At 66.7% G+C, this 18923-nt stretch carries 17 protein-coding genes and 1 pseudogene; 5 read left to right on the forward strand and 13 right to left on the reverse strand.

What is annotated here, in order from left to right:
* Window positions 1-118: 118 nt before the first annotated feature.
* Together gshA and J3489_RS16930 are read left to right on the forward strand one after the other, a co-directional pair.
* Window positions 119-1732: a glutamate--cysteine ligase gene (gene gshA, locus J3489_RS16925; RefSeq protein ID WP_242540078.1), complete on the forward strand. Its 1614-nt coding sequence runs from the start codon at window positions 119-121 to the stop codon at window positions 1730-1732.
* Window positions 1733-1966: 234 nt separating this feature from the next.
* The gene (locus tag J3489_RS16930; RefSeq protein ID WP_206999871.1) at window positions 1967-2476 is read left to right on the forward strand and encodes a hypothetical protein; all 510 of its coding nucleotides are present in this window, start codon (window positions 1967-1969) and stop codon (window positions 2474-2476) included.
* Here J3489_RS16930 and J3489_RS16935 read toward each other — a convergent pair.
* The gene (locus J3489_RS16935) at window positions 2433-4001 is read right to left on the reverse strand and encodes a DHA2 family efflux MFS transporter permease subunit (RefSeq protein WP_206999873.1); all 1569 of its coding nucleotides are present in this window, start codon (window positions 3999-4001) and stop codon (window positions 2433-2435) included. The genes J3489_RS16930 and J3489_RS16935 overlap by 44 nt on opposite strands.
* A 250-nt stretch (window positions 4002-4251) precedes the next feature.
* Window positions 4252-4353: pseudogene (locus J3489_RS16940) on the reverse strand (MarR family transcriptional regulator); the annotation flags it as partial.
* 239 nt (window positions 4354-4592) lie between these two features.
* Between J3489_RS16940 and J3489_RS16945 the strand changes: the two are divergent.
* Window positions 4593-4847 (forward strand): hypothetical protein, encoded by a 255-nt coding sequence (locus tag J3489_RS16945; RefSeq protein ID WP_207000199.1) that lies wholly within the window; start codon window positions 4593-4595, stop codon window positions 4845-4847.
* Window positions 4848-5105: 258 nt separating this feature from the next.
* Window positions 5106-6626 carry an efflux transporter outer membrane subunit gene (locus J3489_RS16950; RefSeq protein ID WP_206999877.1) on the forward strand — a complete coding sequence of 507 codons (1521 nt, stop codon included), beginning with the start codon at window positions 5106-5108 and terminating at the stop codon, window positions 6624-6626.
* Window positions 6627-6695: 69 nt separating this feature from the next.
* On the opposite strand, the gene J3489_RS16955 is transcribed toward J3489_RS16950, so the two are convergent.
* The 8 genes from J3489_RS16955 to gspG all read right to left on the reverse strand — a co-directional run bounded on the left by J3489_RS16955 (window position 6696) and on the right by gspG (window position 12717).
* Complete coding sequence (locus tag J3489_RS16955) at window positions 6696-7475, reverse strand: type II secretion system protein N (RefSeq protein WP_206999878.1); 780 nt, start codon at window positions 7473-7475, stop codon at window positions 6696-6698.
* Between the two features lie 23 nt (window positions 7476-7498).
* A complete protein-coding gene (locus J3489_RS16960) occupies window positions 7499-8014 on the reverse strand; it encodes a type II secretion system protein M (protein WP_206999880.1) in 516 nt (171 codons plus the stop codon).
* Window positions 8011-9408 (reverse strand): type II secretion system protein GspL, encoded by a 1398-nt coding sequence (gene gspL / locus J3489_RS16965; protein WP_206999883.1) that lies wholly within the window; start codon window positions 9406-9408, stop codon window positions 8011-8013. The genes J3489_RS16960 and gspL overlap by 4 nt, the downstream gene beginning before the upstream one ends.
* 40 nt (window positions 9409-9448) lie before the next feature.
* On the reverse strand, window positions 9449-10552 hold the full coding sequence (gspK, locus tag J3489_RS16970; protein WP_206999885.1) for a type II secretion system minor pseudopilin GspK: 1104 nt from the start codon (window positions 10550-10552) through the stop codon (window positions 9449-9451).
* Window positions 10549-11238, reverse strand: a complete 690-nt coding sequence (locus J3489_RS16975; protein WP_206999887.1) for a PulJ/GspJ family protein — start codon at window positions 11236-11238, stop codon at window positions 10549-10551. Before J3489_RS16975 ends, gspK begins: the two co-directional genes overlap by 4 nt.
* A complete protein-coding gene (gene gspI / locus J3489_RS16980) occupies window positions 11216-11614 on the reverse strand; it encodes a type II secretion system minor pseudopilin GspI (RefSeq protein ID WP_207000181.1) in 399 nt (132 codons plus the stop codon). The genes J3489_RS16975 and gspI overlap by 23 nt, the downstream gene beginning before the upstream one ends.
* Window positions 11615-11698: 84 nt before the next feature.
* The gene (locus J3489_RS16985) at window positions 11699-12199 is read right to left on the reverse strand and encodes a GspH/FimT family pseudopilin (RefSeq protein ID WP_206999889.1); all 501 of its coding nucleotides are present in this window, start codon (window positions 12197-12199) and stop codon (window positions 11699-11701) included.
* 53 nt (window positions 12200-12252) lie between these two features.
* On the reverse strand, window positions 12253-12717 hold the full coding sequence (gene gspG, locus J3489_RS16990; protein ID WP_206999891.1) for a type II secretion system major pseudopilin GspG: 465 nt from the start codon (window positions 12715-12717) through the stop codon (window positions 12253-12255).
* A gap of 195 nt (window positions 12718-12912) precedes the next feature.
* Here gspG and J3489_RS16995 point away from each other — a divergent pair, with 195 nt between their 5' ends.
* Window positions 12913-13326 (forward strand): type II secretion system protein N, encoded by a 414-nt coding sequence (locus J3489_RS16995; protein WP_206999893.1) that lies wholly within the window; start codon window positions 12913-12915, stop codon window positions 13324-13326.
* Window positions 13327-13398: 72 nt separating this feature from the next.
* On the opposite strand, the gene gspF is transcribed toward J3489_RS16995, so the two are convergent.
* Genes gspF through gspD form a run of 3 tightly spaced genes read right to left on the reverse strand, consistent with a single transcriptional unit; the run spans window position 13399 to window position 18474 of the window.
* Window positions 13399-14616 (reverse strand): type II secretion system inner membrane protein GspF, encoded by a 1218-nt coding sequence (gspF, locus tag J3489_RS17000; protein ID WP_206999896.1) that lies wholly within the window; start codon window positions 14614-14616, stop codon window positions 13399-13401.
* 4 nt (window positions 14617-14620) lie between these two features.
* The gene (gene gspE, locus J3489_RS17005; protein ID WP_206999898.1) at window positions 14621-16174 is read right to left on the reverse strand and encodes a type II secretion system ATPase GspE; all 1554 of its coding nucleotides are present in this window, start codon (window positions 16172-16174) and stop codon (window positions 14621-14623) included.
* Entirely contained in the window at window positions 16171-18474 is a 2304-nt protein-coding gene (gene gspD, locus J3489_RS17010) for a type II secretion system secretin GspD (protein ID WP_206999900.1), read from the reverse strand. Before gspD ends, gspE begins: the two co-directional genes overlap by 4 nt.
* Window positions 18475-18923 lie beyond the last annotated feature (449 nt).

Below are 18923 nucleotides of genomic sequence, written 5' to 3' on the forward strand. Positions count from 1 at the left end.
CTGCTGGCGTTGGCTTCAAGCGAGCCTGCCGGGTAAATGTTAAAGTGCCCGCTACCCAAAAATTTCGGCCGGGCACCTGCTTTAGCGCATGGCGCCCGTCTGCGTCCGGTTCGCATCGATGTCCAATACCAAACCACCCCACCATAGCCCTGCGCTGTCTCACCGGTTGTCCGTGCTGACTTCCGGCGCGGCGCGCGACGTGCTGGCGCAGGGCCGGCGCGGCATCGAAAAGGAGAGTCTGCGGGTGACGCGCGACGGCGCGCTCGCGATAACGCCACATCCGCGCGCGCTCGGCTCCGCGCTCACGCATCCGTCGTTGACGACCGACTATTCGGAAGCGCTCATCGAGCTGATCACGCCGGCCGAACACGATCCCGCGACGACGCTCGAGCAGCTCGACGAGCTGCATCGCTTCGTCTATGCCCAGCTCGGCGACGAATCGTTGTGGAACCTGTCGATGCCGGGCCGGTTGCCGGAGGACGACGACATCCCGATCGCGCAATACGGCACGTCGAACATCGGCAGGCTCAAGACGGTCTACCGGCACGGCCTTGCGCTGCGCTACGGCCGCACGATGCAATGCATTGCGGGCATCCACTACAACTACTCGCTCGCCGACGAAGTGTGGCGCCTGCTGCAAACGGATCAGCACTCGACCGCCAGCGCGGTTGATTTTCAGTCCGAACGATATCTGGCGCTGATCCGCAACTTCCGCCGCACGAGTTGGCTCTTGATGTATCTATTCGGCGCTTCGCCGGCGCTCGATCGCCATTTCTTGCGAGGCAAGCCGCACAAGCTCGAAACGTTCGACGCCGACACGCTCTATCGTCCGTATGCGACGAGCCTGCGGATGAGCGATCTCGGCTACTCGAACACGACGGCGCAAGCTGCGCTGCAGCCGAACTACGACACGCTGCCGGGCTATCTCGACGCGCTCGCGAAGGCGGTGAGCCAGCCGTATCCCCCGTACGAAGCAATCGGCACGCACCGCAACGGCGAATGGGTGCAGATCAACACGAACGTGCTGCAGATCGAAAACGAGTTCTACTCAACGATCCGGCCGAAGCGCGTCACGTATCCCGGCGAACGGCCGCTGCATGCGCTTGCCGCGCGCGGCGTGCAGTACGTCGAAGTGCGCTGCCTCGACATCGATCCGTTCGAGCCTTGCGGCATCGCGATCGATACCGCACGTTCTCTCGATGCCTACCTGCTCGTCTGCGCGCTCGACGACAGCCCGCTCCTGCCGCCCGACGCCTGCGCCGAAGCGAACGCGAATTTCGGCCGCGTCACGCTCGAAGGCCGCAAGCCGGGCCTCGAACTGACGCGCGAGGGGCAAACCGTGGCGATGCAGGATTGGGCGGCCGAACTGATGTCGAAAATCGATCTCGCCGCACAAGCGCTCGACGCGCTGCGCGGCGACAATGTCCACGCGCGCGCCGTCGCGGCGCAACGCGAAAAGCTCGCCGACGCGTCGCAGACGCCGTCGGCCCGCGTGCTGCAAACGATGCGCGGCAATCAGCAAAGCTTCCTCGCGTTCGGCCAGGCGCAAAGCGAAGCGCACGCGGCGTACTTCCGCGCCCGCCCGCTGCCTGCGGACGCTGCCCGCGAAGCCGCCGCGCTCGCCGCGCATTCGCTCGACGAGCAAGCACAGCTCGAGCGCAGCGAAGTCGGCTCGTTCGACGCGTTCGTCGCCGCCTACCGTGCATACACGCTGAACCGCGTCAGCGTTTGAGGCGCTGACTGATCACAGGGCATCGAAGCGCAAGCAGGGCCGCGCTTCGAGGTCCTGCTCTCCCGGCGAATCTGGCCATTTGGCCACACCAGTCAGCAGCCCTCACGAGCGCGCGCGAAACGCGTCTCGCCGCAGACGGTCCAACCTTGTGTCATCGAATCAGCGCGGCGCAAATATCGCGCCCGCGCTCACTCGATTTGTCGGCGATTCGCCGGACAAAAGGAGGGAGTCCCGATGAAACGAGTGCTTTCGATCGCGCTGCTGGCGTGGCTCGCGGGGTGTGCGTCGAGCGGCCAGGTCAGCCCGGATACGATGCAGACCGCTACCGAGCCGCTCACATGCCAAGCGCCATCGGAATGCGCCGTGTGGTGGCAGCGGGCGCGGGCATGGGTCGCGAATCATGCGAACTACGCGCTGCAGACCTCCACCGATTCGCTGATCCAGACGGCGGGACCGGCCGGCGGCAGCCGGTCGCTCGCCTACGAAATCACGCTGACGCCGAATCACGACGGCACCGCGACGATCGGCTTCGCCGCGCATTGCGACAGCATGTTCGGCTGCGATCCGAATCCTTGGCAGGCGGGCGCCGACTTCAAGCTCTATGTGAGAGCGGGATCGAGCGCGCCGGCCGCCGCGCCTGCGAACAAGCCAGGCGCACCCGGCAGCTTCGCGCCGCCGCAATTGCGCAGCGGCCTGTCCGCTAGTGCCCCAGCGCCGGGCCGGCGCCCTTGCGCGGCTTCGTGACCCAGACGAGCAGCGCGAGCGCGACGAACCCGATGCACGAAATCCTGAAGAAATCGTTGGTCGCCATCATGTAGCCCTGGGTCGTCACGATCTGGTTGAGCTGGGCCGTGAGACTATCGCCGGCAAGGCCGAAATTCGCGAGCGCGCCGCTGAAGTCGTTGGTGTTCGGCGAATAGGCGCTCACCGATTCGGCCAGCACGGCGTGGTGATAGATCGCATCGTTTTCCCAATACGTCGTGCTGGCCGCGGTGCCGATCGCGCCCGACAGCGTCCGCAGAAAATTCGACAAGCCCGACGCGCTCGCGAGCCTGTCGTCGGAGATGCTCGACAGCGTGATCGTCGTCATCGGCACGAAAAAGCACGCGACGCCGATGCCCTGCACGAGCCGCGGCAGGATCACGTGATTGAACGGCACGTCGAGCGTGAACGTCGAGTTCCAGTACGACACGACCGCGAACACGACGAACGCGAAGCTCGCCACCATCCGCAAATCGAGGCGATGCATGTTGCGTCCGATCATCGGCGACAGCACGAGCGCGAGCAGCCCGATGGGCGCCGTCGCGAGGCCGGCGAGCCCGGCCGTGTAGCCCATCACGGTCTGCAGCCACAGCGGAAAGATCACGACCGAGCCGAAGAACGCCATGAAGCCGAACGAGATGATCATCGCGCCGAGCGCGAAGTTGCGATCCTTGAACAGCGACAAGTCGACGACCGGCTCCTTCTCGGTCGCCTCCCACGCGAGCATGAACGCGAGCGACACGGCCGCGATGATCGCGAGCGCCAAGATGAAGTTCGAGTTGAACCAGTCGCGGTCCTTGCCGAGGTCGAGCATCATCTGCAGGCACGACACGCCGATGACTAGCAACGCGAGACCGATTGCGTCGATGCGCTGCCTGGTGGTCTTCGTCTCGCGGCCGCGCAGCAGGAAGAACGCGCAAACGGCCGAAAATACGCCGATCGGCAGGTTGATGTAGAAGATCCACGGCCAAGTGTAGTTGTCGGTGATCCAGCCGCCCATGACGGGCCCGAAGATCGGCGCGACGATCACCGTCATCGCCCATAGGCCGAGCGCGAGGCCGCGTTTTGCCGGCGGGTAGCTGCGCATCAAGATCGTTTGCGAAAGCGGCACCATCGGCCCGGAAACCAGCCCTTGGAGCAGCCGGAACGCGATCAGCGATTCGAAGTTCTGCGCGAACCCGCATAGCGCCGATGCGATCGTGAAAAGCAGAACCGACAGCGTGAAGAGCCGCACCTCGCCCACGCGGCGCGCGAGCCAGCCGGTCAGCGGCACGGCAATGGCCGAGGCCACCGAGTACGACGAGATCACCCAAGTGCCCTGGCTCGACGCGACCCCGAGACTGCCTGAGATCGTCGGCACCGCGACGTTCGCGATCGACGTGTCGAGCACTTCCATGAACGTGCCGAGCGCGAGTCCGACCGTCAGGAGCGCGAGCGCGCCACCCGAGAGCGACGCGGGGCCGGCCTCCGCGCCCGCCGATGCGCCGGGAGTTGCGGTGCTTGTCATCCGTTACCTCCGTGCGTGCCAAGAAGCCCTTGTCCATGCACATATTTCGTGAGCCGAATGGGCTCTATTTTCATGTCGCCGCATTATCTGCTCTGACAGCTAAGTGCCTAGCAGCGATCTATCGTTCAGACAATACTGCGGCACTTGCAGCTCGTATATCGAGCGAATCGCCTACGCGCCGCCGCCGTTGCGCCGCGCGCGCCCTGCATCTACTTCAGCTTCTGCCTGAGTTCTTCCGCATCCGGTCCATCCGGTCCATCCGGTCCATCAGCACGTTGCGCGCCTTGGTCAGGTAGTAGCCGCGGCTCGATTCGAGTCGGATCTCATCGGGATCGTCGAGGTCGTCACTCATGGGACTGAAAACTGGCGGCCGTGAAGACCGCGGGAAGATTACCTGCCTAGACAGGCAAATCGTGGCCCGACGTGCTGTTTAACAACACTACGCATACCAGCGTGCGAAGTATCTTGAGATTTAATTGCATAGTCAATATTATTCTATGCAACCAGTTACGCGCGACATAGCGCCGCAGAGACAATGCGCTAACCGCCTCACCGCGCGGCAGCCCACGCCGACGCACAAAAGGATTTCCCATGCAGTACTTGAAGAACGCCCTGAGCAGCCTAGGCCGCCACCTCCACGATTCGGCACTCCACGCCTTCCAAGGCCCGCACCGTTGGTGGAAACTCGCGTTCTTCGCGGCGATGTTCGTGCTGCCCGGCGGATCGGTCTTGATTGCGCTCGTCGCGTGGTTCGATCATCGGCGCCATCAGCAAAGCCAGGCGACGGCCCGCCAGCCGCGCGTCGCTGCGCGCGGCCCCTACACCCAAGCCCCGCTTCGGCCGTAACGCCTCGTAACCGGCCTCCCGCGCCCGTAACCGATCCGTAACACACGGCGCGGGGCAGGCACATTACCCTCTAGCTTTCGCTAGTCTTCGGGCGCGCGGCGCCACGCGCGCCGTAAGTTACCATTCGGGCTCGCCGTCCCTTGCTGCCCCAACCGCGTCCGCGCAGGCGCCGGAAAACCCCGCGGCAGCCATCGTCGCCCATCCGCGTGCTCGTCAAGCGCATATCGGGCGACAGCCGAATCGACAGGAATCCATTGCATGCAGTGTCATCGAATCCCGCAGTCGCGCGCGGGCATCCCACGTGTTCTGACCATCGCCGTCGCGGCGGCAGCGGCCATTGCGTTCGCAGGCTGCGCGGTCGGCCCCAACTATCAGCGTCCGGCGGCGGCTGTGCCTGCGGCGTACAAGGAAACGCCCGAGGGCTGGAAGGTCGCGCAGCCGTCCGATCAAACCGACCGCGGCAACTGGTGGACGATTTATAACGATGCGCAACTGAACGCGCTGATCGACAAGCTCAACACCGCGAACCAGACCGTCGCGCAATTCGCGGCGGCTTACCGGCAGGCGCGCGCGCTCGTCTCCGAGGCGCGCGCGGCGTACTTCCCGACGGTAGGCCTCTCGGCGGGCGGCACGCGCTCCGGCCAGCCGTCGAGGTTCCAGGGCAGCACGCAGGTCGGCAGCGGCAGCAGCACGTCGTCCATCACCAACAACTACAACATCTCGCTCGATGCTTCGTGGGAGCCGGACCTGTGGGGCAAGGTCAGCCGTCAGGTCGGCGCGCAAAAGGCCGGGCAGCAAAGCGCCGCCGCCGATCTCGCGAACGCGCGCCTGTCCGCTCAGGCGACGCTCGCGCAAACGTATTTCTCGCTGCGCGCGCTCGATTCGCAGCAAAAGCTCCTCGACGACACCGTCGCCTCCTACGAGCAGGCGCTGAAGCTCACCCAGAACCGGTACGCGGTCGGCGTTGCCGCGCGCTCGGACGTGATCACCGCGCAAACGCAACTCCAATCGGCGCAGGCCGCGGCGATCGACAACGGCGTCGCGCGCGCGCAGGACGAGCACGCGATCGCGGTGCTGGTCGGCGAGCCGGCGTCGACCTTCTCGATTCCGCCGTCGCCGCTCGACGCCGTGCCGCCCGACGTGCCGATGCAGCTCCCGTCCGCGCTGCTCGAGCGCCGGCCCGACATCGCGTCGGCCGAGCGCAAGGCCGCCGAGGCGAACGAGCAGATCGGCGTGGCGATCGCGGCGTTCTTCCCGACGCTGACGCTCTCCGCGCAAGGCGGCTTCGAAAGCTCCGCGTGGTCGCAACTGCTGACGCTGCCGTCGCGCTTCTGGACCGTCGGGCCGCAGCTTGCCGCCACGCTCTTCGACGCCGGCTTGCGCAGCGCGCAGACCGAAGCCGCGCGCGCTGCCTACGATCAGCAAGTGGCCGCCTACCGGCAGACGGTGCTCGCCGCATTCCAGGACGTCGAGGACAACCTCGCGTCGCAGCGCATTCTCGCGAACGAGGTCGTCGTGCAGAAGCAGGCGGTCGATTCGGCGCGCCAGGCGCTCGCGATCACGACAAACGAGTACAAAGCGGGCACGGTTGCTTATGTGAGCGTGCTGACCGCGCAGACCACCGCGTTTGCGGCCGAACAGAAGCTCGTCACGATTGCGGGCCAGCGGATGGTGTCGTCGGTGGGAGTCGTGAAGGCGCTCGGCGGAGGCTGGGACGTCGCGCAGGTGGATCGCGAGACGGGCGGCGTGGCCGCGCCGCCGCCGGTTGCGCAGAAGTAGAAGCCGAGGCATGGCAAACGGCCGTCATTGCGACGGCCGTTACGCTTGAGGCACGGCAAGCTCACGGCCTTAGTGGACAAAAGTCAGCGCAACGGTGCCCATGCCGGACGGCCGCCCGAGCAGATTGAGCAGGCCGGCGAGATTGTCGCGCTGATCGGGCGCGGCGCTCGCCTCGCCCTGAAACTGTGTCATCCCGCCCGCCATCGAGCCGTGGCCTTTCAATTGCAACGGACCTTTGAGCGTCGACAGATCGAGCGTCGACGATTCCCCCTCGGCCTGAAACACGACCCGATACGACCCGAGCGGCTTCACGCGCGAGACGCGCGATGCCATGTCGGTGAGCGTCACGATCAGTTGACCGAACGGCTTGTGCTCGAGGAGCCGCCAGTCGGTCCATGTGAGGCGGACGCCGCCTTGCAAGTCGAGCGTGTTGAACGGCGCCCCGAGTCCGGCCAAGAGCGCGGCCGGCACCGCGAGACTGCCTCCCGAAAGCGTCGCGCCGTTGGCTGTCGCATCGAGTGTCACCGGGTCCGGCATCGCGTCCGACTGCTCCATCCGCATCTGCAAGCGGCCCGTCAGAAGCGGCCAAAACGCGGTGTGCCATTCGATGCGGCCCGGCAGCAGCGTCGCCGTGCTCGAATCGGAGCCGGCCGCGAGCATCAGCGCGGCCGAGCCATGCCAGAGCGAGCCGGACGGCTCGATCAGATTCACGTGGCCTTGCGTCTCTTGCGCGAACCGCGGCGTGATCCACGCGGCGGGCAGCATCGCGATCAGCGTGATTCCGCACGACGCGACGGCGACCGCCAGCCAGGGCGCGAAGGCCCGCAGGCGCCACATCCATAACTTCATCGGCGATCCTTATCGACGGGCGCTCATCGGGCCGGGCCGGAGCCGGCGGCCGGCTGGAGCGACGCGGTCAGGTCCACCTGCCCGTCGGTCTTCAGCGCCGAGATGTGCGCTTCGGATACCTGCACTTTGTATTGCTTGCGCACGTCGTCGAGCCACATCGTCCAGGTCGGGAACGACGCGTTCTTCAGCTGAATCTCGACCGCGTTGCCGGCCATTCCCACCTGTGTCGGATTCAGGCCATGCTCGGTCAGCGACGCGGCGAGTGCGCCTTTCAGCGCGACGCCCGTCGGCGCCACGCCCTGCGCCGCAATGGCGAGCGTGCGCGCTTCGTTGGCCTGCGCGGTCATCATCGCGACCTTGCGCTGCATCTCCGGCAGCGTCTCGCGCAAGTGCGCGCGCCCGGCCTGCGCGGGCGCCCACAGCACCGAGTAGGCGATCGCGACGGCCAGCACCGTGCCGCCCCAGGTGACGAGCGTCTTTTCGCGCGCGCTGCGCGCATCCCAAAACGTCGCCCAGCCTTCCGCAAATGCTGTTTTCATGGTGCGTTCCTGATCATCCATTTGCCGGTGCTGCTGTCGATTTCGCCCGAGAGGCCGTTGCGCGCGAGACGCTGGTTGAAATCGGGATCGACCTTGATTTCAGGCTTGAACGTGACGTCGAGCCGCCGGTCGTGATAGTCGAGCGCCGCCACGCCGTTGACGGGCACCGGCCCGAGCGAATGCGCGAGGCCCGCGGCGAGCGACAGGAAATCGCTCGGCGACAATTCGCCCGCCGCGACGCGCAGCTGATCGAGCTGGCGCGACATTTGATCGGGCGCGTCGAGCACGACCGTCGTCTTCGGAAAGGCGTTGAGCAAGAGCTCGGTCATCTGCGTGTTGAGCGCGTCGCGCTGCCGCGCGAGCATCAGCCACTGGACGTTCATTGCGACCACCGCGACCACGAGCGATGCGACCGCAAGCGTCACCGGCAGGCGCAGCCGCCGCAGCGTCGCGCGATCGAGCCGCCACGGCCGCGCTTCGAACTCGAACTGGCACAGATCGAGGCGGCAGTCGAGCGCACGGCGCGCGAGCGTCTCGAACGGCAGCGGCGCGGCGCCGGGCAAGCCCGCGCGCGACTGCGACGCTTGCGCCACCGATGCGAGACGCGGCTCGCTGCCGGGCATGTCGGCGAGTTCGTAGAGCGTGACGGGCGCGTCGCCGGCCAGTGCGGCAAGCGTCGCCCCGACCGCCGACGCGGGCACCGCCAGCCCCTCGCCGTGCGCGCCGCGCGCGAGCGCAAGCTCGACGCGCGGCTCCTGCGCTTCGATCGACGGACCCGGCGCGCCGGAGGTATCCGACGCTTCGGCAAAGAGCGCCGCCGTGTGCTCGACGACGGTGCCGAGCACGGCGGCGACGATCGGCACCACCGCATGCGCGGCGGCGGCGTCCGGCGCAGCAGCAGACGCCGCCTCGACGGCATCCCCGCCCGGCGCGCCGTCGACCGGCGCCGGCACCGGCACCGGCAAGCAGCGCGTGACCGGGACCGCGCGCAGATTGCGGTGCCCGGCCGCGCCGAACGCCTCGACGATGAACCGGAACCAGCCGCGATCGATCACCGCCAGCACGCGCTCGCCGCCGGCGAGCGACTGCGGATCGATCGCGATATGGCAGGTCTGCGGGTCCTGGATCAACTGATCCTCGACGACGTTCGGCAGCGCCTGCCGCAAGCGCGGCCCCTTCAGCGGCGGCACGGCGGTGCGCAGCATCAGCACGTCGCGCGCGGCCACGATCAGCACCGTCGACGACGCGCGCGGCAAGAGCGCCAGCGCCGCGCGTCCGGCGCGCTGCGTGCGGCCGCCCTTGTCGAGAAGCAGAAACGCCGTCTCCGGCAGTTGCCATTCCTGCGACGGCACCGCCGGATCACGCGGCGGCAAGAAGACGATCAAGGTGCTCAAAGTGCACTCTCTCCTGGTCTGGGGGCGTTCGCGTTCAAATTCATAACTGGTCGCTCACGCGCACGATGCGGGTGGTATGGGTCAGCGCGTCGCGATACACGAGCGTCGTGCGGTCCAGTTCCGCGCGCTCGTGCTGCACGCGTCCGTGGACCAGAAAATAGCTCGTCGTCACGTCCATGAGGCTCGTATCGACCGCCGCCGTCTGCGTGCCCGCGGCCTGCAGCGCGAGCTGCACGTCGGCGATGTTGCGGAAGAACACGGTCTCGCGCCGCGCGACGAGCGCCTGCGCGTTCGACAGGCTCATGCCCGGCACCACGGCCGCGATCACCTCGGCGCTCGCCGTGTTCATGTTGACCGCGGTTTGCGTCGGCAACACGGTCACGAACGGGCGCAGCCGCGCGACCATCTCCGGCGTGAAGCCCGGCACGTTCAACAGCGAATCGACGCTCGTCATTTGCAGCGGCGCGACGTTGGCGTTGTCGTCGGTGTCGGAAAGACCCGGCTTGTCCGTGAAGTTGTTGCCGCCGACCGAGCCGGCAAGTTGCGGCACCGCGACGCCGGACGCCCCGCCCGCCACGCCGTTGTTCGCCATCTGAAAACGCGTCGCCGACTGCTGCAGGCCCGCGCGCATTTGCACCGCGACGTTCTTCGCCAGCTCGCCGTTCAGGCCCAAAAGCGCGAGCAGCCGCTGGAACGCCTGGACCTGCTCGACGTCCAGTTGCAGCGCGCCCGGTGCGGGAACCGAAACGAGATTGCGCAGATTGAACTTCGCCTGCGCGTCTTCGATCGAGCCCGACAAATACGTCTGCGCGCCTTGCTGCGCGCGGACTTCGCCGATCTGGCCGAGAAAGTCCGACAGCCGCGTTTTCGCGATCGGCACCGCCCAGACGCCGCCCAGATACGTGATCCCCGCCGAGGTGTCCGCTTCCGAACGCAGAATCAGGCGCGTCCAGTCGAGCGCGCCGCGCGCGACCCATTGCGCCTGCGCGACGAGCCGCTGATTCTCGATGCGCCGGATCTGCACCTGCTGACGCCACAGAATGCCCGACACCAGAATCGCCGACAGCGCGACCACCAACAGAGCGGTGACGATCGCGGCGCCAGTGTGTTGCGATGGTTGGGATCGACGTGCGCTCATCGTCATTCCCCGATCAGAAACACACGCGTGATCGGCGCGTGCAGCGAAGTCGCGCCGATGCTCACTTCGAGCCCCGTCACCGAACGCGGCAGCGGCGCAGTGCCGAGTTGCGGCACCTTGAGATTGTTGTCGTTGCGGCGGATCTCGGCTACGACGTCGCTCATCTGCGTCGTCCAGCCGAGCTTCGGCACATAGAGGCGCGCCGAAATCGAGCCGACGCCGCCGATCAGCGGCACCGCGCTCCAGTCGCCGGTGCCGCCCCGCAGCGCGCTCCGCAGTTCGCCGACATTGCCGAGCGGCGGCGACGCGTAGCGCGTCACCTGGCCGTCGGCGACGCCGTAGCGGACGACTTGCAGGCGCGGCGGGTCGCCGGCCACGCCGAAATTGCGCACGATCTGCAGCGTCGCGCCGCCGATTGAGACGGCCGGCTGGCCGACTTCGTCGTCGGTCGCGGCCTGGCGCGTATCGACGCGCATCTGGTCGAACAGTTGCGCGAACACGCGCTCGTCTTCCATCGCGGCCGAAATGGTCTGCCGGCCGCGGATGATCTGGTCGAGCCCGCGCCACGACAGCACCGCGATCACCGCGAGAATGGCGATCGCGACCATCAGCTCGATCAGCGTGAAGCCGCCGATCGTGCGCCGCAGGGGGTGGCGCCGAGCGTAGCGGTCAGAGCGCACGGTTGGTTTCATTCGGGAGCACCGTGACCAGTTGCGCGAGATTGCCGCCGCGTCCCGGCGTCGTCACCGACACCTCGACGCGCCGGAATACGGGGTTCGGCGTCGAGCTCACGCGCTCCGTGCAGATCAGCTGCAGGTTGCCTTGCGAGCAATCGAACGTCTGCGTGCCGATCTCCGGCCACGTGTGCGCGAGGTGCAGTTGGGCAAGCGTGTTGTCCGCGCTCCAGCCGGCAAGGAGCCGCTGATGCAGTTCCGATTCGCTCGCGGCAAGCGCGCCGACCGCGCGCAGCGAGGCCGCCAGCGCCACTGCGATGATCGCGAGCGCGACGAGCACTTCGATCATCGTGAAGCCGCGGGTACGGCCATCCGGCGCCGCCGCGCGCTGCATGCCATTCGTGCGCTTCGTGCGATTGGCCGGACGAACGAGCGGGGCGGGGGCAGCGAACGCAGTGAGCGCGGGGGTCCCATTCATTCAGCGCACCTCGTAGCGGCCGTTGCCGGTACCGACGATCGTCGCGCGGCCGGCGGCGGAGTAGAGCGTGACCGTCAGCGGGGCATCGATGCTCTCGACGCCGAACACGACGCGGTTCGGGCGCAAGTCCGAGCCGGGGTAGTCGATCGATACGTCGGTCACGCCGCCTTCCCAGCCGCGCGGGCCGAGCAAGTCGTCGCGCAGCGGGCGCCAGCCGTCTTCGGTGCGGATGTCGAAGCGATAGCCGCCGTTGACCGGCTGCCACGCGATCGGCCGCGCGCGCACTTGCGCTTCGTCGCCGGCGGACTCGAAGAGCAGGGCGAGACGCTGCGCCTGTTCGTTCAAATCCGTGCGCGGATTGCGCGAGATCGTGACCGCTGCAAGCGAGATCAGAAGCCCCGCGATCACCAGGACCACGAGCATTTCGAGCAGCGTGAAGCCAGGGGCCGGCCATCCAGGGGCTGGCCGGCCGGCGGCGCGGATTCGCGAGGGTGTGCGCATGATCGGGTGCGAGCCTGCCGGACGCGACGAAGCCTAAACGCGCCGGGCGCAGCCTATTGCCACGACCCGATATCGGAGTCGTTGCCCTCGCCTCCGGGCTTGCCGTCGGCGCCGTAGCTGAACACGTCGATTTCGCCGTGCACGCCGGGGTTCAGGTACTGATACGGGTTGCCCCACGGATCGTTCGGCAGGCGTTCCAGGTAGCCGCCGTCTTTCCAGTTGTTCGGGATCGGGTCCGTCGTCGGCTTTTCGATCAGCGAGCGCAGTCCTTGCTCCTGCGTCGGATAGCGGCCGTTGTCGAGCCGGTACAGCTTGAGCGCCTGCATGACGGTGCCGATGTCCTGCTTGGCCGCGACGCGCCGTGCTTCGTCGGGACGGCTCATGATCTTCGGCACGATCAGCGCGGCGAGAATGCCGAGAATCGCGATCACCACCATGATCTCGATCAGCGTGAAGCCGCGTTGACGGCGTTCGCGCAGTGCGACGGCTTCCTTACGGCGATGGGTCCACATTTGCATTTCTGACTACCTCTTTCCAAGATGAATGCCGGTCGCGCCCACTAGCCTGGTCAATAGGCGTTCGACCCGGCTCGTTGCGCTTTTGAGCGTCGTTGTCTCCGGCGGCGCCGGCGCCCGGGCCGCTCATTGTAATGTCACGCAGTTGAAGGGTTTCGACCCATCGCAATATTCACATTAGCCCGTAAAATGGCGCACATGAACGCTCTCCAAATCCGCCTTCTGTCCCTGGCGCTGTTTGCGGTCTTCTGCGCGACGGTCACCTATTGGGCCATCACGCTCACCTCGCATCCGGCCCCGCCGCTGCAAGCCGCCTCGGTGCGCGCGCCGGTCGCCGCCGAGGACGCCGCGACGATCTTCGGCGGGCAGCTCACGCACGACGTGAACCGCAGCATCAAGCTGTTCGGCATCCTCGCGCTCAGCGAAGGCGCCTCGGCCATCGTCAGCGCCGGCGACGAGCCGCCGCGCGCCGTGTCGCTCGGCAGCTCGATCATGCAGGGCGTGAAGCTCGACGAGGTCAAGTCCCGCTCGATCATCGTCGAGCGCAATGGCGCGCGCTCCGAAATCTTCCTGCCCGCGAACCCCATCGGTCCGACGATCTACGTGCGCTGAGCTTGCTGCGTTCGGCCTCCCCGCAAGCATAGGCGGCGGTGAATACGCCGCCGCTCGCAACGTACTCCCCGTCTACTGCACCATATTGTTCAACTCGATGATCGGCAGCATCACCGCCAGCACGATCACGAGCACCACCCCGCCCATCGCCAGAATCAAGAGCGGCTCCAGAAGGCTCGTCAGGAACATCGTCCGGCGTTCGAGCTCGCGCGCTTCGCCGTCGGCGGCGCGGTCGAGCATCGTCGTCACGTCGCCGGTCGCTTCGCCCGAGCGGATCAGGTGCACGAGCACCGGCGGAAACGTCCTCGTATTGCCGAGCGCGCGCGACAGCGACGTGCCCTCGCGCACGCGTACGATCGCGTCGTCGATATTGCCGCGCATCGCGCGGTTGCTGAGCGTTTCGCCAGCCGCCTGCAGCGCGCGCAGGATCGGCACGCCGGCCGCGGTCATGATGGCGAGCGTGCTCGCGAAACGCACCGTGTTGTAGCCGCGCACAAGCTTGCCCGCGAGCGGCGCGGTGAGGAGCCACCGGTCGAACGCAAGGCGCGGCCCGGGCTGCTTGAGAACCCCGCGCACCGCGTAGACCACCACGGCGACGGCGATCAGGATCGCCCACCACCAGTGCCGCACGAAATCCGAGAGCGCCATCATCAGCACCGTGAGAAGCGGCAGCTTCTGCTTCGTGCTCGCGAACACGTCGACCACCTGCGGCACGACGTAGCTCAACAGAAAGGTCACGATGCCGAACGCGATGATCGTGACGATCGCCGGATAAGTGAACGCCAGGACGATCTTCTGCTTGAGTGCGTTGCGCTGCTCGATGTAGTCGGCCAAGCGCGACAACACGAGGCCGAGCTTGCCGGTATGTTCGCCGGCAGCGACGAGCGCACGGTAGATGTCGGGAAAGTCCTTCGGATGCTGCGCGAGCGCGTTGGCGAGCGAGTGGCCGCCGAGCACTTCGGCGCGGACCGCGGCCATCAGCTCCCGGATGTAGTCGCGTTCGGCCTGATCGGTGAGCACCGCGAGCGCTTCGTCGAGCGGGAGCCCCGCCACGAGCAGGCTCGCGAGCTGCCGCGTGAGAATCGCCTGCTCGCGCTGCGACAGCTTGCGGCCGAGCGACAGGCGCTGGCTGCGCTCGCCGCGCGTGCGCGTGGCGGCCGGCTCGACGACGAGCGGCGTCAGGCCCTGCGTACGCAATTGGCCGCGCGCGGCGCGCGCGGTGTCGGCGTCGAGGACGCCCTTCTGCGCCTTCCCTGCGGCGTCGATCGCTTCGAAACGGAATGCCGGCATAGCGTCACGCTCCGCCTGTCACGCGTATCACTTCCTCGAGCGAGGTGAGACCGGATGCGAGCCAGCGCTCGCCGTCCTCGCGCAACGTGCGCATGCCTTGCGCGCGGCCCGCGGCGAGAATCTCGGCGTCCGCTCCATTGCGGTGAATCATCGTGCGGATCGTATCGTCGATCAGCAGCAGCTCGTAGACGCCGCGCCGCCCCGCATAGCCCGATTGCCCGCACTTGTCGCAACCGACCGGATGCCAGTGCGTACGCCCTTCCTCTACGCGCTCTTGCTTGCACACCGGGCACAGGCGCCGCACCAGCCGCTGCGCGAGCACGCCGAGCAGCGACGACGCGAGCAGATACGGCTCGACGCCCATGTCGGTGAGGCGCGTGACCGCGGACGCCGCGTCGTTCGTGTGCAGCGTCGCGAGTACGAGGTGTCCGGTGAGCGACGCCTGCACGGCGATCTGCGCGGTCTCCAGATCGCGGATTTCACCGATCATGATGATGTCCGGGTCCTGCCGCAGGATCGAGCGCAGGGCGCGGGCGAAGGTCATCCCGATCCGCTCGTTGACCTGCGTCTGGCCGATGCCGGCGAGGTCGTATTCGATCGGGTCTTCGACCGTCATGATGTTGGTCGTCGCCGTTTCGAGCCGCGACATCGACGCGTAGAGCGTCGTCGTCTTGCCCGAGCCGGTCGGCCCGGTGACGAGCACGATGCCGTGCGGGCGTGAAATGAGCTTGTCGAATTTCGCGAGGGTATCGGGCGCCATGCCGAGCGCTTCGAGGTTCAGGCGCTGCGAATCCTTTTCGAGCAGACGCAATACCGCGCGCTCGCCATGCCCGGTCGGCAGCGTCGAGACCCGCACGTCGACGGGCCGCCCACCCACGCGCAGCGTGATGCGGCCGTCCTGCGGCAGGCGTTTCTCGGCGATGTCGAGCTGCGCCATGATCTTGATCCGGGAGATCAGCGCGCCGTGCAGCGCCTTCTTCGGCCGCACGACGTCGCGCAGCGTGCCGTCGACGCGAAAGCGCACCACCGACGCGTTCTCGAACGGCTCGATATGGATATCCGACGCCTGCTCGCGCGCCGCCTGCGTGAGAAGCGCGTTGATCATGCGGATGATCGGGGCGTCGTCTTCGGATTCGAGCAGGTCTTCGACTTCCGGGATGTCCTGCATGAGACGCGACAGGTCGACTTCGCCTTCCACTTCGCCGACCACTTGCGCGGCGCTGCCGTCGCTGCGCGCGTACGCTTGATTGATCGCTTGCGATAGATCGGCGGCGGGCAGCCGCACCACCGTCAACGCGCCGAAATTGCGCGCGACTTCGGCGAGCGCCGCATCGCTCGTGCGTTCGCTGATCCAGACTTCGAGCCCGTCCGCATGCTGATGCGCGACGAGGATCTGGCCAGTCTTCGCAAAGCCGTAGGGAACGAGCCGGGCAGCCAGCGGCGAAGGTGCTTGGCGCTCGGCGTGCTCCGCCGCAACCGCGGGCGGAATCGCCGCGGCACCGGCTCGCGCCGCTGCGGACGGCGCAGAAGCTGGAGGCGGCGTGGACGGCGTGCTCACGGCTGCGCTCCTGGCGACGCGGTGGAAGGCGCGACGGGCGCAGGGTTGGCCTGGACGGCACCGTTCGCCGCCGGTGCGGGAGCAGGCGGCGGCGCCGTCTGCTGACGACGCATCTTGTCGAGATCGAACAGGTTCATCGCGGGCGAGCCGCCCTGGCTGGGGCCGATCGGCATCGGCGGAACCACCGGATCGTCGTTGTCCTTGATCAGGTTGTTGTCCGACTTGTACGCACCCTGCACGCCCTGGATGTAGTCGTAGCGGTTCGACGTCACGGCCTGCGCGGTATTGCGATCGTTGATGATCACGGGGCGCAGGAACACCATCAGGTTGGTCTTGCTGCGGGTCTTCTGTTCCGAGCGGAACAACTGGCCGATCCACGGGATGTCGCCCAGCAGCGGCACCTTGCTGTCGCTGACCTGGTAGTTGTCCTGCATCAGGCCACCCAGCACGATGATCTCGCCGTTATCGGCGAGCACCGTCGACTGGATCGAACGCTTCGTGAACTCCGGGCCGGCCGGATTGGTCGTCACGTTGGTCGTGCCGCTCACGATCGCCGAGTCTTCCGTGAAGAGCTGCAGCTTGAGAATCCCGCCGTCGGTGATTTGCGGTTTGATGTGCAGCGTCAGACCGACATCGACGCGGTCGAACGTATTGAACGCCGTGCCCGGGGTGCCGCTCGTGAGGCTCGAATACGAACCCGTCTGGATCGGCACGTTCGTGCCGACGACGATCTTCGCTTCCTCGTTGTCGAGGGTAATGAGGTTAGGCGTCGACAGCACGTTCGCGTCCGCGGTTTGCGACAGCGCCTGCAGCAGCGCGCCGAGCCCCTGCACACCGAAAATGTTGTGCACCCACCCGATGTTGAGCCCCTGCTGGAGACCCTGGGTGGCGAGCGCCGCGGGGAAACCGCCGGTCGCCGTTGCGGCCGCCGCCGTCAGATTGACGATGCTGTTGCCGGAGCCCGTCGCCAGGTTGGTGCCGGCAAGGACCGCGCCGTTCGCGACCTGCCACTGAATGCCGAGGTTGGCGTTCGTGTTCGAGTTCAGCTCGACGATCAGCGCCTCGATATAGACCTGCGCGCGCCGCGCGTCGAGCTGATCGATCACGGCACGCAAGTTCCGGTACACAGGATCGGACGCAGTGATGACCAGCGAGTTGGTCGCCGGGTCGGCCTGGATCATCCCGCCGGCCGGGTTTTCCTCGGCGCCGCCACCGCCACCGCCACCGCCGCCGCCGCTCGAGCCTCTGCTCTCGCCGAAAAGGCCGCCGCCGCTACCGCCCGAGCCGCCGCCCAACGGATTGCCGTAGCCCGACGAACCGCCCATCGAAGACGGCAGCGGCGGCGTGCCGGCCGTTCCGATCGACGACGAGCTGCTGGCCGACGTGTTGTTCTGGTTGAACGAACTGGCGCTGTTCGATTCGCTCGACGAAGTCTCGCCGCCCTTGCCCATCATGCCGCGCAGCGTCTTTGCGAGCTGCACCGCATCGGCATTGCGCAGTGGCACGACGTGCATGTTGCCGGGCTCGGCGGTCGGCGCGTCGAGCTTTTGGGCAAGCGACTTCGCCGCGGCAAGGCGCGAGACGTTCGTCGCGCGGAGCATCAGCGAATTGGTGCGCGCATCGGGCGTCACGGAAACCTTGAGCGTCGCATCGGTGCTGCCGATCGTGCCCGGGTCGAGCAGCTTCGAGAGTTGCTGCGCCATATCGATCGCATTGGCGTTCTTGAGCGGCACGACGGCGACCTGCTGGCCGGCCGCGCTGTCGACGCCCGCGATGATCGACGCGATGCGCCGCACGTTGTCCGCGTAATCGGTGACGACGAGCGTGTTGTTCGCCGGATAGGCCGCGATCGTATTGTTCGGCGAAATGAGCGGCCGCAGCACCGGCAGCAGATTGTTGGCCGACTCGTTATGCAGCTCGAAGACCTGCGTGATGATCTGGTCGCCGCGCGCCTGCGGGTTGTTGCCGACGTAGGTCGGCACGCCTTGCAGCTTCGCATCGGCTTCGGGCACGACCTTCAGCACACCGTGGTCCTGCACGAGCGAGAAGCCCTGCATGCGCAACGCCGACTGCAGCGTTTTCAGCGCCTGCTCTTCCGGCACCGGATTTTCCGAGACGAGGTTGAGCTGCCCCTTGACGCGCGGGTCGACGATGATCGTTTTGCCCGTCGCGGCTCCGATCGCTTTCGCCACCTGATCAATATCGGCGTTGACGAAATTGAGCGTTACTTGCGCGTGTGCGCTGCCTGCGGTTACGAGTCCAGCAACCAGCAGCGCCGAGGCGATGCGACGCAATGCCATACGATTTCTAGTCATGGAAAGTGAGGTCGATGCCGGGAGCGGCCACGCCCGGCCGTCTTGCACAGCGGGCGCGTTCGCGGCGGCGGAAAGCCCGCAAAGCCGCGCGCGTCTTGGAAGGTCCGGTAAGCAGGACACGCGTCCGCCAAGCCTGAAAACGGAACATTAGCAGCTTTTCATGTCTGAATTGTCACAATGTATGGAGGTCGGCTTCGCTTTACCAAAAAAATTTCGCGCCGGTGTAAGTTCTCGAAAGTTCTTATACCGGCAGTACACATTGAAGCAACTACTGCAGCTTGTCCGCAGATAGCTGGCTTATGTCCGTTAGCCAACTTTGCCGGGTCGGCGACAGCCGGTATCATACGGGCACCCAAGTTGACAAAAGTATTTGCAAGATGGGGTTTTCCCGATATTGCAAGCGTGCCAGTGACAGATCCGCGTTTATATAGATT

This window comes from Trinickia mobilis, assembly GCF_017315705.1.
GTDB classification, from domain to species: Bacteria; Pseudomonadota; Gammaproteobacteria; order Burkholderiales; family Burkholderiaceae; genus Trinickia_A; species Trinickia_A mobilis.